The sequence below is a fragment of the Actinomyces sp. ph3 genome (assembly GCF_000308055.1).
Lineage (GTDB): Bacteria > Actinomycetota > Actinomycetes > Actinomycetales > Actinomycetaceae > Pauljensenia.
In genome coordinates, this window is sequence record NZ_CAGY01000003.1 from 79,465 (window position 1) to 92,515 (window position 13,051).

General features: G+C 55.5%; 13 protein-coding genes and 1 tRNA gene. 5 read left to right on the plus strand and 9 right to left on the minus strand.

Annotation, left to right across the window (positions count from 1 at the left end; all coding sequences use genetic code 11):
- Window positions 1–7: 7 nt before the first annotated feature.
- Complete coding sequence (gene purB / locus HGAS_RS04840; protein ID WP_019126732.1) at window positions 8–1,474, minus strand: adenylosuccinate lyase; 1,467 nt, start codon at window positions 1,472–1,474, stop codon at window positions 8–10.
- 107 nt (window positions 1,475–1,581) lie between these two features.
- Between purB and HGAS_RS04845 the strand changes: the two genes are divergently transcribed.
- On the plus strand, window positions 1,582–1,854 hold the full coding sequence (locus tag HGAS_RS04845; RefSeq protein WP_019126733.1) for a hypothetical protein: 273 nt from the start codon (window positions 1,582–1,584) through the stop codon (window positions 1,852–1,854).
- Window positions 1,851–3,482 (plus strand): hypothetical protein, encoded by a 1,632-nt coding sequence (locus HGAS_RS04850; RefSeq protein ID WP_019126734.1) that lies wholly within the window; start codon window positions 1,851–1,853, stop codon window positions 3,480–3,482. Before HGAS_RS04845 ends, HGAS_RS04850 begins: the two co-directional genes overlap by 4 nt.
- A 19-nt stretch (window positions 3,483–3,501) precedes the next feature.
- On the opposite strand, the gene HGAS_RS04855 is transcribed toward HGAS_RS04850, so the two are convergent.
- Both HGAS_RS04855 and HGAS_RS04860 read right to left on the minus strand, forming a co-directional pair.
- On the minus strand, window positions 3,502–3,885 hold the full coding sequence (locus tag HGAS_RS04855) for a phage holin family protein (protein WP_019126735.1): 384 nt from the start codon (window positions 3,883–3,885) through the stop codon (window positions 3,502–3,504).
- Window positions 3,886–3,918: 33 nt separating this feature from the next.
- Entirely contained in the window at window positions 3,919–4,695 is a 777-nt protein-coding gene (locus HGAS_RS04860; RefSeq protein ID WP_019126736.1) for a YwiC-like family protein, read from the minus strand.
- 155 nt (window positions 4,696–4,850) lie between these two features.
- On the opposite strand from HGAS_RS04860, the gene HGAS_RS04865 reads away from it, so the two are divergent.
- Entirely contained in the window at window positions 4,851–5,843 is a 993-nt protein-coding gene (locus HGAS_RS04865) for a bile acid:sodium symporter family protein (protein WP_019126737.1), read from the plus strand.
- A gap of 197 nt (window positions 5,844–6,040) precedes the next feature.
- Here HGAS_RS04865 and HGAS_RS04870 read toward each other — a convergent pair whose 3' ends face one another.
- The 5 genes from HGAS_RS04870 to HGAS_RS04890 form a co-directional block, all read right to left on the minus strand.
- Complete coding sequence (locus HGAS_RS04870) at window positions 6,041–7,237, minus strand: glutamate--cysteine ligase (RefSeq protein WP_019126738.1); 1,197 nt, start codon at window positions 7,235–7,237, stop codon at window positions 6,041–6,043.
- 12 nt (window positions 7,238–7,249) lie between these two features.
- On the minus strand, window positions 7,250–8,017 hold the full coding sequence (locus tag HGAS_RS04875) for a glutamine amidotransferase-related protein (protein WP_019126739.1): 768 nt from the start codon (window positions 8,015–8,017) through the stop codon (window positions 7,250–7,252).
- A 110-nt stretch (window positions 8,018–8,127) separates the two neighbouring features.
- A tRNA-Pro gene (locus HGAS_RS04880) sits at window positions 8,128–8,201 on the minus strand.
- An 81-nt stretch (window positions 8,202–8,282) separates the two neighbouring features.
- Complete coding sequence (locus HGAS_RS04885) at window positions 8,283–9,263, minus strand: metallophosphoesterase (RefSeq protein WP_019126740.1); 981 nt, start codon at window positions 9,261–9,263, stop codon at window positions 8,283–8,285.
- 3 nt (window positions 9,264–9,266) lie between these two features.
- Window positions 9,267–11,444: a transglycosylase domain-containing protein gene (locus HGAS_RS04890; RefSeq protein ID WP_019126741.1), complete on the minus strand. Its 2,178-nt coding sequence runs from the start codon at window positions 11,442–11,444 to the stop codon at window positions 9,267–9,269.
- A gap of 177 nt (window positions 11,445–11,621) precedes the next feature.
- On the opposite strand from HGAS_RS04890, the gene HGAS_RS04895 reads away from it, so the two are divergent.
- A complete protein-coding gene (locus HGAS_RS04895; RefSeq protein WP_019126742.1) occupies window positions 11,622–12,002 on the plus strand; it encodes a WhiB family transcriptional regulator in 381 nt (126 codons plus the stop codon).
- Window positions 12,003–12,029: 27 nt separating this feature from the next.
- On the plus strand, window positions 12,030–12,191 hold the full coding sequence (locus HGAS_RS08790; RefSeq protein ID WP_009748214.1) for a DUF4177 domain-containing protein: 162 nt from the start codon (window positions 12,030–12,032) through the stop codon (window positions 12,189–12,191).
- 83 nt (window positions 12,192–12,274) lie between these two features.
- Here the strand turns inward: HGAS_RS08790 and HGAS_RS04905 are convergent, their stop codons facing one another.
- Window positions 12,275–12,958 (minus strand): Crp/Fnr family transcriptional regulator, encoded by a 684-nt coding sequence (locus HGAS_RS04905; RefSeq protein ID WP_009748215.1) that lies wholly within the window; start codon window positions 12,956–12,958, stop codon window positions 12,275–12,277.
- Between the last annotated feature and the right edge of the window lie 93 nt (window positions 12,959–13,051).

Genomic DNA, 13,051 nt, shown 5'->3' on the forward strand with positions numbered 1-13,051 from the left:
AACAGCGTTACTCTGCGCTGATCCAATCGACCATATCTGGTGCATAACCCGTATAGGTTTCAGGAGTGAGCTCCATGAGTCGCTGCTTCTGGTCTTCGGGCAAATCCAAAGAAGATACAAACTCACGTAGACGCTGGATATCAATATCGTGTCCGCGCGTCAGTTCCTTCATGCGCTCGTAGGGGTTCTCCATGCCTTCGCGCCCCTCAAGGGAGGCAAGACGCATCACTTGCTGAATGGCCTCGGAAAGAACTTCGGGATGCTGTGCCAATTCCTCAGCCATGACCCGTGAATTCAGTTCGATTCCCTCTAAACCGCGGGTTAAATTATCAATCGCAACAAGCGAGTGCCCCAAAGCCACCCCGATATTGCGCTGAGTTGAGGAATCCGTCAGATCGCGCTGAAGCCTCGATGTCACCAGAGTCTGAGCAAGGGTTTCCAACAGCGCGCAGGAAATCTCAAAATTAGCCTCCGCGTTCTCAAATCGAATGGGGTTGACCTTATGCGGCATTGTCGAAGAGCCAGTCGACCCTTGCGCACCAAGCTTTTGGTGGAAATAACCCAAAGAAATGTAGGTCCAGCAATCCGTCGAAAGATTGTGAGCAATGCGTCCGAAGTGTGAAATATCGCTGTAGAGCTCGCTTTGCCAGTCGTGAGACTCGATCTGAGTCGTCAGCGGGTTCCACGTCAGACCGAGGCGCTCTACAAAATCCTTCGTAAGAAGCGGCCAGGGGACCTGGGGTAGAGCAACGCGGTGAGCAGCCCAAGTTCCAGTGGCTCCGTTCATCTTGCCCAAGTATTCCGCGTCTTCAATTCGTGACAGCTGGCGAGAGAGGCGATATGCGAAAACTGCCAATTCCTTACCCATAGTGACCGGAGTTGCCGGTTGACCGTGGGTGCGCGCGAGCATGGGAACAGCCGCGCCATTTTGAGCCAATTCAAGAAGTCGCGAATACAGCGCCTGTGCGCGAGGCAACCACACTTGGCGAACGGCAGCTTGAACATTGAGGGCATAGGACAGGTTATTGATGTCCTCTGAGGTCGCAAAAATATGGACCAGCGGACGAAGCGAGGGAAGTACAGTGTCAGGTCCGAGAACATCGCGAGCTGCCTCAAGGCGATGATCAATGTAGTACTCGACTGCCTTCACATCGTGGCGGGTTACGGCTTCGATCTGGGCGAGTTCGGCAATGGAATCCGCGTTGAAATTCTGAGGAAGTGCACGCAGGTAGTCCAATTCGGCATCAGAAATTTCGGGTGCGTGAGCGATGACGCCCCGTCGCAGCAACTCAATCATCCACTCAATCTCGACAAAAATTCGGGTTCGATTGAGTGCAGCTTCTGAAAGGTACTGAGTCAGTTCTTGGGTTTGAGGGCGGTAGCGACCGTCCAGCGGAGAGAGCGCCTGGCCAGTTGCTGCTAGGTCTGCGTATCCCATTTCGGGCGAAAACATGGATGCTTGCTGCGAAGTCATGTCTTAATCATCTCAGACCGAGAGCTCGCTGCCACGGGACCACGTTTTGAAACCTTGTATTCACGCACAGTCGTGACGGGTTATCGGTGTTTTCCACAGAAATTCTGATGCGTCTGAAGCGAGAAGAGCCTCTTCATACTCTGACACGTATGTGGATGTTTACGGTATGTCAGTCACTTCAGGTAATCGCAGACAATTGTGCGGATATTGCCGCAACAATGAATGAATTTTCTCTGTCGTCATGGACTGGAAGCGGAAGTGAAGGTGCGCGCGCAGAGATTGATCAAATTGCAAAGGGATCGAATTCTTGGTCCGCACTGGCATCGCAGCTTAAAGAACTTGTGCAATTAGAGATGGCAAGTCTGGAGGGACAGTCATGAGCGATGAATCCGTGTCGTGGATGCTTGTCACTTCTTCGCAGACGCGCATCGATACTGAAGCACTGGTGGATGATGTCCTCTCAATGAGGAAAATCAAAGATGCCTGTGATGAGCAGTTGAATATGCTCGCTGGGATGATCCAAGACTTGAGGATTCACAAGTGTGGAGAGCTGGCCGACCACTTTTACTCACTTGGCGCGCACCTCAGTGAGCGGATGGATAGTTGCGCGAAAAAGCTTGCCTATGTTGCGCGGATCCACTCAGGTGCCGAGGCCGATGTCCGAGCCTACCAGCGCACCTGCGCCCGCTTAGACGGCGGGTTGGGAGTAAATATCTGGGGCGGTGGCTTAGTGCTCTCGCAAAAGATTGGAGGTTTTGGAAAGTACCTGAATCCAAACCTTCCCTTTCTCATGGCTCCTGTTGGATTGGTTCATGGAGGGGCGATTATTGCAGCCCACGGCTATTCCTTCGTTCATCAACCAAAAGATGCAGAGTTGGGTATCCGGACCCAGTATGACGTTGGTGAAGTGGCCAGAATGCTGAGCGGCACGAATTCGCATGAGAACGCAGAAGTGACGCGCGATGCCGCTGCCCAAGCATCAACTTTCTACGCGGCGATGGGCTGGTTAATGTTTGGCCGACACAGGGGAGTGAAGGTCTCAGCCCAGACGCTTCCAGCGACTGCCGGCGAGGGAGCTGCATCGCGTACCCGGGTATTGGAAGGTGTTGCTGATGGCGGAAAAGTACGCACATACTGTGGGCCTTTCGGTGTTGCCCTCTATGCGGCTCATAGCGTTATTGCCTACCCCAAACACACGCCGACGGTCCAACAGGCAAACTCGGGAATCGTGCAAGGTGGGAATGGCGAAGCTCCCCCTCATGTGAACACGCCACTTCAGGCCTCGGCAGCCCTTGAGAGGATTGGGGAATTGCGCTCAAGCGCGGATGAAGGCCAGATCGAAATCCTTCAGCATGTCACTACAGATGAACAGGGTCAGGAGCATCGTTCGTGGTCCGTCATGATCCGAGGAACGCAGAAGTGGGGACCGGGTGAGGACAATCCCCAGGACATGCTGACGAACCTTCAGGCAGTTGGTCAATCTGACTCAGATCAGCTTCGTTCGGTGAAAACTGCCATGGATATGGCGGGAATTCGCAGTGATGAACCCGTTGAGTTCATAGGGCATTCACAAGGAGGAATCATCGCTGCTCAGCTGGCTTCCGAAAGTGATATTCGCGCACGCTACAGCGTGGCCTCGGTTCTCACAGCGGGATCGCCCGTCGCAGGTTTTCACCCAGATCCTGGTGTTCCCATGCTCAATATGGAAAATACACGCGATATCGTTCCTGCCCTTGATGGTGCGGCGAATACGAATCGAGGAAATGCGCTCACCTTGCATTTTGATAGCGAACACCTGGATGTGAAGCAGGGCAGTGACAATCCCATTGCTGCACACGACATTGGAACCTACACGCAGGCGATCCGTGAATGCGAGCAGGTGAATCCGCAACAGAATCCCAATATTGGGGAAGTACTTCGTTGGGAAGAACAAAGAAGAACTCGGCTAGGTATCACCGATAGGACGCAGACGCGCTCCTATATCTTTGATACCCGCCGAGTGACGTGATGTGTGAGAGCGGGAAGGATCAGTCCTTCTTGGACGCTCCGGTCAGGCCTCCGAACAGGGAAGAGACAACGGCGGTGATAATCGCGCCGATAATTGCCGCCCCAATCCCAGAGACAGAGAAAGGAAGACCCAAAGAGTGGGCAACTCCGCTTGCCACCATGAAACCGATGCCATTAGTCACCAGAGCAAAGAGTCCGAAAGTGAGGATGTACAGGGGGAAGGCAAGGATTGAAACCAGGGGGCGCACAATCGAATTCACAATGGTGAAGACCAAGGCGATCAGGCCCAGCATGATGACTGTTTCAGTCAGGGTTGTGCCCTGTGCGATGACGATTCCAGGAACAAGTTTGGCTGAGACCCACAGTCCCAAGCCCGTTCCGATAAGACGCAGAATAAAGTTCATGCGCTTAATTATCGCCTATCGCTGAGCAAAGAACTATGCGACGATCGCCATAACTGCGCTAAACATCAAGACGCAGGCCAGATATTCGCCGATCCCAATGAGCGCGGGGCGAAGCTTGATCCGTGACGAATTTTGTAATGCGGGAACAATGATCGCTCGCGCAGAAAGCACAGTAAAAGCGATCAACGACCAGAGCGGAACCACGTGGGTCACAACGCCGACAAGGCCTGCCACGAGTGTCGCTAGGTGCCAGGCAATACAAACGGCGAACATCCGCGTGTCCCCGGCGCCTCGGATTAACGATCTGACGTAGAGAGTGGCACCCAGCATATATGCCGCAATTGCCGCCGCCGCACACCAGAGTTTGAGTGGTGAGTAGTCTTCAGCAACAACCCACACTGACAGCGGATAGGTGCATGAACTGGCCAGAACGCTGGCAATGTGTGAGGGGAGTGAGCGTCGGCGCTTTCTCCAGGCCTCGAATGTCGCAATTGCGCAGAAGATTGTTACGGGGATCAGGATTCGCGCGACAGGACGCGGGTGAAGAATGATGACCGGGACCCCGCATGCGGCCGCGATTGCTGCCCAGGTCGCCATCGCGGGTAGGTAGGTTTTGCGGCGTTGAGGTGCGGCGGCCATGTACAGGGTGAGTGCGTGATAGCTGCAGTAGGCCGCTGTCCACGCGGCAAGTAAAAGGAACTGAATGGGCTGAGGTTTCAGGGTGCAGATTCCGACAGCGATGGGGAGGGCAGTCATCACCCACGCGCCGTGCTCGTTTGAGAGCCATCCTCGGCGAATAAGTGAGCGCATCCGTGATCCTCTTTGAGCCATGGGCAACAGTGTAGTGCCCCTATTCACTAAGGCAAACCTAAGAAAATCGCGAATTCTGTGCCGGCGCTCACCGACATCCCATTCACTGAGACATACTTTTTCTGAACTGGGCCAACAGCGCAATAGTTATAGGTATGTCAACAAACGATACACGCGAAGAACATGCTCCGTCCTCGGTTGCTTCAAAGCCCGAGCTCTCTCAGGAAGACCGCTCTGCACGCATCGCGGTCACCGTATTCCCGCTCATTATTATTGCGGCATTCGCTCTTGGTCTGATTTTCCCGACCCAGGCAGCAAAGCTCGCCTCGGGTGTGAATATTGGCCTGGGCATCATCATGTTCGGCATGGGTCTGACCCTGACCCTTCCCGACTTCGCACTTGTCGTGAAGCGCCCCCTGCCCGTCATTGTCGGTGTTATCGCGCAATATGTGATCATGCCTGGAGTTGCTTTCCTTCTGACCAAGGCGCTCAACCTCGATCCGGCAATCGCAGCCGGCGTCATCCTGGTCGGGTGCGCCCCTGGTGGAACCGCCTCGAATGTCATCTCTTACTTGGCTAAGGGTGACGTTGCGCTTTCCGTGACCATGACATCGATTTCCACCCTTCTGGCACCTCTCATGACCCCCCTTCTCACCAAGTGGCTGGCCGGTCAGTACATGCCTGTTGATGCAAAGAGCATGGCAATCTCGATCGTCCAGATCGTTCTGGTCCCTGTCATCGCCGGCATCGTTGTCCGTATGCTTGCTGGGCGCTACGTTGAAAAGATCCTCCCGGCACTTCCCTGGATCTCCGTCCTTGGCATCTCCTACGTGCTGGCAGCAGTCGTTGGTAAGTCCGCCGATAAGATCATGGAATCTGCACTCATCGTCTTCGTTGTGGTCATCCTCCACAACCTGCTCGGCTACTTCTTCGGATACTTTGCAGGCCGTATCTCGGGCGGTGATTACCGTGCAGCTCGCACGACTGCAATCGAGGTTGGTATGCAGAACTCGGGTCTGGCAGCCGGCTTGGCAACGAAGTACTTCAGCCCCGAGGCCGCCCTTCCTGGCGCTGTCTTCTCGGTGTGGCACAACCTTTCCGGTGCACTATTGGCCATGTTCTTCCGCCGCTTTGGAAAGCAGGGCTGAGCTAGCGCTGAAGGGAAGTACCCGCCAGCATCACAGTTCTACTTTCGCGTCGGAATAGTACCGGCCTGAAACTTGTGGGGCGACGCAGCGAATATCGCATGCGTCGCCCCATTTGTATGTCTGGCACGCTGCAGTCGGGCTTTTACACCCACCATAATTTTCGGATGCCCAGCAGTGCCGGAACACCTAAGACGTTCTTAGTTGTGGTTCCCCGAACGAGGGGTGTGTGCGCCTTCCGTGAAAGCGTCGATAGTCACCTGCGGATCAAGCGGACGGCCGGCGCGAGTCTCTGCGCGCAGGTGCGAAACCACGGCCTCGAGACTGCCGCAGGCATCGGCAACCGCCTTCTGACGCTGATAACCCACACCAATGCTGCGCATCGTTGAAATGAAATCCAACTCTTCTGCGCAATCGAGATCCTCAGCAATCGGGCGCAGTTTTTCAATCGTTTCATCCAACAGCTCGTCGATGTGTCGCTCATTGCCGTGGATGTCTTCGATCAAAATGGCATCCATCCCGTAACGGGCTGCACGCCACTTGTTCTCAGCCAAGAACCACGGTGAGGTGGTTGGAAGTTCTTCGCCTCGATCCAGAGCACGCGAACCATATTCAACCAAGCAGTGAATAAGCGCGGCGATCGCTCCAATTTCAGCTGCATTGCTGGACGAATCGCAGACGCGCACCTCCAGCGTGCCAAGCCTGGGCGAGGGGCGAATATCCCAACGGATCTCATCAAAATTCGAAATGATGCCGGTGTGCATCATGTCGCGAGTGTAGTGTTCCAATTCCTCCCATCGGGTAAACAGCTGAGGGACACCCGCCGTGGGAAGCTGCTGAAAAACCATTGCGCGATTGTCGCAGTAGCCCGTGTCCGTTCCCGCCCAATAGGGTGACGAGGCCGTCAGGGCTTGGATTCGCCCGAGCTGAGTGGAGAGGAAGGCAAGAAGAGGGAGGACCTTAGCGCGCTCCTCAATCCCGACGTGAACATGCGTGCCAAAAATCAGCATTTGGCGACCCCAGAACTGGGTGCGATTGACCAATTCGGCATAGCGTTTTGAGTCTGAAACTCGCTGGTGTGCAGGGTTAGCAAATGGGTGAGACCCTGCGCTTGTCAGGTCGACGCGGAGTGCCGATGTGATCGGCTCAAGCATCTCTAATCCCTCATTGAGATCGGCGATGGCATCGCAGACACGTGTCTGTTTGCGAGACACTAATTCCACTGTATTGCGCAGCATTTCACCGTGAACAAGTGTAGTTCCCGGATAGTGCGCACAGACTTGAGCGATAATTGCCTGCGCGCATTGGCGGAGGTCTTCAGAATCGATATCGATGAGCTGGAGTTCCCACTCAACGCCAAGTGTTGAACGTTCAGATTGTGCGAACGAGATGGCCATAGCTCCCCTTGCTCAAGCTTGTTGGTAGCGGTGGATAAAGGATGCCAATAGGTCGTGGGCGGGTTGAGTATTCGCAGCGTCGCAGCGCGCAACTACCGCGGGTTTCTCTTCTGCAGGATAGTAGGTGTCACCATAGGTCTCAATGCGTAGATGCATCCCATCTCGCGTAATTTCCGGGTGAAATTGCGTGCCATAGATGTTCTTTCCCCAGCGGAGGATCTGGACGTGGCAGCGAGTTCCGGTCGCCAAAAGTTCGGCTCCCTGTGGAATAGATCCAATTGCATCGGCGTGGCCGGTGTAGGCGTGGAATTTTGGTGGAAGCGTACCGGTCAGGGGGTCGGCAAGTCCGGCCTCGGTCAAGGAAATTTCGGGGGCTTGGAGATCCTCAGAGAAGCCCTCAACGATGGGTGCTCCCGAGGTTCGGGCCAGGGATTGTAAGCCAAAACAGATGCCGAAAGTTGGGAAATCGCGCTCCAAAAGGATGGAGGTCAAGGCATCGATGCGTTCTTCAACGCGCAGGTGCTCGGGGGTTTTCTGCTCATGAGGGTGCTCGAAACCAAAAGGAGAGCCGGTGATGATGACACCCGAATACTGGTCCAAGTCGATATCGCTGGCCGGATGAGGTGAAGCGGCATCAACCAATGGAAGTGGGTGAAGATCGCAATCACTGAGCTGGCCGATTGCCTTCATCGACGCCAGCTCATCTCGCGCAAGAATGCCGTCTGGTCGGCATACGGCCACCAGGAAGGGGCGAGAAGAAGCGGGTCGAGAAGCGTTCATAAGGTCACGCTATCAGCCGTATCAAACAGATGCGCGTGAGGATGCAGAAGATGGGATTGTGTAACGGGTAGAAAAAACCCGCAGCACCAAACGATGCTGCGGGAATCACGTCGGGGTGGCGGGATTTGAACCCACGGCCTCTTCGTCCCGAACGAAGCGCGCTACCAAGCTGCGCCACACCCCGTGACCGTTTGAGTATAGCCGTCCAAAGCCGGTGCGCAAAATTTTGTACGCGAAGGTCTGGAGTCCTGCCCGTTTCCAGTGTTCAGTCGTGAATTGTCAGGATCGAGGCCTCGGGGCGGGTGGCGATCCGCACCCGAGCGTAAGGGGAGGTACCCAAGCCCGCGGAGACGTGCAGCCATGCATTCTCGCTGGCACTGGTCTCCCACACGTGCAATCCCTTGCCGAACTCACGGGGAAGATCGCAATTGGTGACCAGGGAGGTCACGCCCGGGAGTCCAATCTGACCACCGTGAGTGTGGCCTGCAAGGATCACTTCTGCACCCAAGTGGGTCATTGAGTCGAGCACGCGCGTGTAGGGCGCATGGGTCACACCCATGCGAATAGCTCCAGAGGATAGCCAACTCTGCGATAGCCCAGTGATGGAGTCGCGGTTAATGTGCGGGTCATCGACACCCAGCAGAGCAAGAGGAGCAGGTGCGTAGCTGAACTCGTCGACGTCGGTCGTGGTCTCAGTTTGGTAAGGCTCCACAAGTGCCGAAGAATTCGACAAATCCGCCCAGCCCATCGCGCGCAGGTGTGCGGCAAGTTCGGTCCACGGCAGGTCCACCGCGCGCTCGATCTTTCCTGATTCGCGAGGCCGAAGGTAGCGAGTCCAGCTCTTGGGCTTTGGCGAGTAGTAGTCGTTTGAACCGAAAACGAAGGCTCCGGGGAAATCGGCGAAAATTTCGTGAGCTTGGATCACCATTTCCAGTGCATCGGGACTACCGAAGTTATCTCCGGTAGAGATCACGTAGTCGAATTGCTGAGTTTCGCGAATCTCTTGCAGGAAATCGAGAAGAAATTCTTGGCCTGCGAAAAGGTGCAGATCGGAGAAATGGAGGACCTTCGCCATTCGGTGATGACTGCGCAACATGGGCGTTGACAGTGCTGAAAGCGGGACGTCGTAGTGGCGAAGGACAGGTCGACGCCGCTCGACACTTCCCCAGGCAAGAGCCGCAGTACCGCCCAGAGCAAGGGCGGCTGCGCCTCGGAATGCGTGCTTGACGAGCTGATGTGAAGTCATTTCTTACTCATCCCCATCGTCATCATCATCGTTGTCTCCGGGTTGTTGCTGGCCCTGCGGATTTTGTTGCGGGGCAGGAGCTGCACTGGGAGTCGGAGCTTGAGTTTGGCGAGGTGCGGCCTGTGGGGTTCCGATATTCGCATTGGGCATGGGCTGGTTGGGTGTTCCCTCCAGAGCTGTGCTCATATATGGCGCCCAAATGTTTTGACCAACGAAGGTTTCACCGAAGATTTGCGAGTAGTAGCGTCCGTTAATGCGAACGTTTTGAACCGGGGTCGTCGAGGCGTTGCCGTGACCAACCCACGCCGCGGTGGTGAGCTCGGCGGTCGATCCGGTCAGCCACGTGTTTGCTGAGTAGTCGGTTGTACCAGACTTAGCGGCGAATTGGCGACCGCCCGACAAGCGCGTAGCCGTGTAGTACTGGCTTGCCGACTTCGTCAGGGTTGTTGCAACCTTTTGGGCGACCTGCGAATCGATGACCTGCTTGCAGTTCGCAGAACCTTCCTTAAGAACGTTCTCTTGGCGGTCAGTGACCTTGGCGATCGAGTAGGGTTGGCACATCTTGCCGTCATTGACGAAGGTTGCGAAAGCGCGTGCCATGTTCAGCGGTGAAGCAGAACTGGAGCCCAAGATGTTACCGGGCACAGCCAAGATTGGTTCACCGTTTCCGTCATCAATACCCATATCCGCCGCTACCTGGAAGATATTGCAGAAGTTGAGCTTGGAGGACATGTTGACGAAGGAGTGGTTCACCGAAAGGCCTGTTGCGCCGATGACATTGAAAGCACCGTCCTTGCCCGCCAAGTCGACGACGTTCCAGTTTTCAGTGTGGATCGGAGCGCCATCACACTTGAAGGAACCGTTGGGGAAGTTGGTTCGCCCGTCAATGGTTTCATAACCCGAGCGGCCTTCCTTGTACCATTCGGCCAAGACAAAGACCTTGAAGGTTGATCCGACCTGGAAGGAACCATCAGCCGCATAGTTCGACATCGTTTCGTCTTCACCCACGCCGTAGACAGTATTTTGGGCCATGGCGACAACTTCGCCTGTCTGGGGGACCAGAGAGACCAAGGCATCGTCCAAACCAGAAGCATCATCGGAAGGAATGGTCTTCGTTAAGGCTTCATAGGCAGCATGCTGCTTCTTCGGATCCAGAGTCGTGCGGATAGTCAGGCCACCGGTCTTAAGAAGACGTTCACGCGCAACAGAGGTCTTACCGAATGCGCTATCGGCAAGGAACTGGCGTACTGCATAGGAACAGAAGTAGGCATTTTCATCGCCAGCACCCGAACAACCCTCTCGAATCTGAGTGGGGTGAAGCATGTCGCTCACGTTCACGGCCTTTGCTTCGGCTTCTTCGGCCTCGGTAATGACGCCCTGGTCAGCCATGACGGAAAGGACGGTATTACGGCGCTCCTGCGCGGCCTCGGGGTGCTGAAGAGGGTTGTACTGAACGGGGGACTGGACGAGGCCGGCTAGGAGTGCGGCCTCACCGATCGTCAGTTCGTTGGCAGACTTGGAGAAGTAGAGCCGAGAGGCAGCCTCAACACCGTAAGTGATAGGACCGAAAGGCGCGATATTCAAGTAGCCAGTCAGGATTTGATCCTTATCCATCTGCTTTTCGACAGCAAGCGCGTACTTGATTTCGCGAAGTTTACGTTCGGTGGTTTGCTCGGTTGCGGCCTCGACCTGGTCGGCATCGCCTTCCATGTAGCCCTTTTCGGCCAAGGCGTTACGAACGTACTGCTGGGTGATGGTCGATGCGCCCTGCTTCCCGCCGTCATCACCGAGGTTATTGACCATTGCGCGGGCAATACCTGTGGGGTCGACACCGTGGTGTTCGAAGAAGCGTCGGTCTTCAATGGCGACGATTGCCTTCTTCATGATGGGCGCGATTTTGTCCGAGGGGATGACAATGCGCTGCTTATCGTAGAAACGGGCAATCACTTGGCCGTTCGTATCGAGCATGGTGGACTCGGTCGCGGGAGAGACAACCTGGATGTCGGTGGGGATCTCGTCGAAGATCTCCATCCCTGCTTTCGCCGTGATTGCACCGGTTCCGACGGCCGGCACCAAGACGCCAGCACTGACCACACCAACCAGTGTTGATGCCGCCAAGAATGACAGCAAGAGCGCCACCAGCTGTGCGGGTCGAACAAAGCGTGTATGCGACTGAGCCATAGGTACAGGATACGTGTAGAGGCCTCGGAAAGAGAGAGGAAGAGGTGGATTAGGTCAACGTTCCGTGTCTTTGTCACATTACGGACCGAAGCCGTCCTAATTTCCCTTATGAAAATTTCATGTGTACTCTCTGAGGAAGAGGTCAATGTTGACCACATGGAGAGGGTGGAGTTTCACATGATTGATAACCACGATTGGGTTGAGTATGCCCTGTGTGCCGAAGATGAACCCGACTCCCTGTTTGTGCAGGGCGCAGCTCAGCGTCAAGTTCGTATGCGCTGCATGGAATGCCCCGTGCGCCTCGAATGCCTTGCAGATGCCTTGCAATCACAGATGTCCTACGGGGTGTGGGGAGGTCTTACCGAACGCGAACGCCGTGTGATTTTGCGCGTTTATCCAGAGAAGACTGACTGGAGTGAGTGGCTCATGCACTCTCGAGATCCTCTGGCGGTTGAGTTGCGCAAACCGCGAGTTCCCCAAAGTTTGTCGATGAAACATCTTCGTACAAATGCCAAGGCATTACGTGAGGCATCACTTTCTGTTGCTGCGCGTGGCTAATCGCCGTGAGTGCCGTAGGATGGCGCTATGACTACATGGGAATATGCAACAATTCCGCTTTTGACCCACGCAACGAAGGCAATCCTCGATCAGTGGGGAGCCGATGGCTGGGAGCTCGTCCAAGTTGTTCCAGGACCGACTGGTTCAGATAGCTTGGTCGCATATCTGAAGCGTCCGAAGCAAGACTGATACTGCGAATATTTCTTCGCAATAAACTATCGGGGCCGAGCAGGTGATAAACCTGCTCAGCCCCGAAGGCATTGAGCTAAAGATTAGCGTGCGCGGCGTGCCAGACGATCGACGTCAAGCAGCGTAACCGCACGGCCTTCCAAACGGATCCAGCCGCGCGAAACGAAATCTGCCAAGGACTTGTTGACAGTTTCACGCGAAGCTCCGACCAGCTGGGCCAGTTCTTCCTGAGTGAGGTCGTGAGGAACGTGGATGCCCTTATCGGTTGCCGTGCCGAAACGATCGGCAAGATCAAGCAGCGCCTTAGCAACGCGGCCGGGGACATCGGAGAAGACCAAATCGGAAAGCGACTCATTCGTACGACGCAGGCGCTGAGCCAGTGCGCGGAGCATGTGCTTGGCCAGAGTCGGGTTTGCCTCGACGATCTCCATGAGGTCGCTGTGCAGCAGGTGCAGCAGGGTTGCGGGAGAAACGGCGGTTGCAGTGGTCGAGCGCGGGCCCGGATCAAAGAGCGTCAGTTCACCAAGGATTTCGCCGGGTCCAAGGACTGCAAGCAGGGACTCGCGGCCGTCATTCGAGGTGTGGCCCAGCTTCACTTTGCCTTCGGTCACGATGTACAGACGGTCACCGAGATCGCCTTCTTCGAAGAGGGTTTCGCCGCGTCGCAGTGTTGTCTGACCCATCTTCTGCTGCAGCGATGCCTGTTGCGCCTCATCGAGTCCACTGAAGAGCGGGACTTGGTTGATGAAGTTTGCATCTCCATACATAAAGCCGGAACTCCGTTCTATTCGCGAGCGCCGCTAGCATGCGCCGCCGACTACTGAGCTGTCCTAATCATGTAAGACGGCAGCCCAGCACAA

What these genes read in the sequence shown, in the direction of transcription:
- purB (WP_019126732.1), bottom strand. Translation starts at nt 1,474, where the DNA reads ATGACTTCGCAGCAAGCATCCATGTTTTCGCCCGAAATGGGATACGCA.
- HGAS_RS04845 (WP_019126733.1), top strand. Translation starts at nt 1,582, where the DNA reads ATGCGTCTGAAGCGAGAAGAGCCTCTTCATACTCTGACACGTATGTGG.
- HGAS_RS04850 (WP_019126734.1), top strand. Translation starts at nt 1,851, where the DNA reads ATGAGCGATGAATCCGTGTCGTGGATGCTTGTCACTTCTTCGCAGACG.
- HGAS_RS04855 (WP_019126735.1), bottom strand. Translation starts at nt 3,885, where the DNA reads ATGAACTTTATTCTGCGTCTTATCGGAACGGGCTTGGGACTGTGGGTC.
- HGAS_RS04860 (WP_019126736.1), bottom strand. Translation starts at nt 4,695, where the DNA reads ATGCGCTCACTTATTCGCCGAGGATGGCTCTCAAACGAGCACGGCGCG.
- HGAS_RS04865 (WP_019126737.1), top strand. Translation starts at nt 4,851, where the DNA reads ATGTCAACAAACGATACACGCGAAGAACATGCTCCGTCCTCGGTTGCT.
- HGAS_RS04870 (WP_019126738.1), bottom strand. Translation starts at nt 7,237, where the DNA reads ATGGCCATCTCGTTCGCACAATCTGAACGTTCAACACTTGGCGTTGAG.
- HGAS_RS04875 (WP_019126739.1), bottom strand. Translation starts at nt 8,017, where the DNA reads ATGAACGCTTCTCGACCCGCTTCTTCTCGCCCCTTCCTGGTGGCCGTA.
- HGAS_RS04885 (WP_019126740.1), bottom strand. Translation starts at nt 9,263, where the DNA reads ATGACTTCACATCAGCTCGTCAAGCACGCATTCCGAGGCGCAGCCGCC.
- HGAS_RS04890 (WP_019126741.1), bottom strand. Translation starts at nt 11,444, where the DNA reads ATGGCTCAGTCGCATACACGCTTTGTTCGACCCGCACAGCTGGTGGCG.
- HGAS_RS04895 (WP_019126742.1), top strand. Translation starts at nt 11,622, where the DNA reads ATGATTGATAACCACGATTGGGTTGAGTATGCCCTGTGTGCCGAAGAT.
- HGAS_RS08790 (WP_009748214.1), top strand. Translation starts at nt 12,030, where the DNA reads ATGACTACATGGGAATATGCAACAATTCCGCTTTTGACCCACGCAACG.
- HGAS_RS04905 (WP_009748215.1), bottom strand. Translation starts at nt 12,958, where the DNA reads ATGTATGGAGATGCAAACTTCATCAACCAAGTCCCGCTCTTCAGTGGA.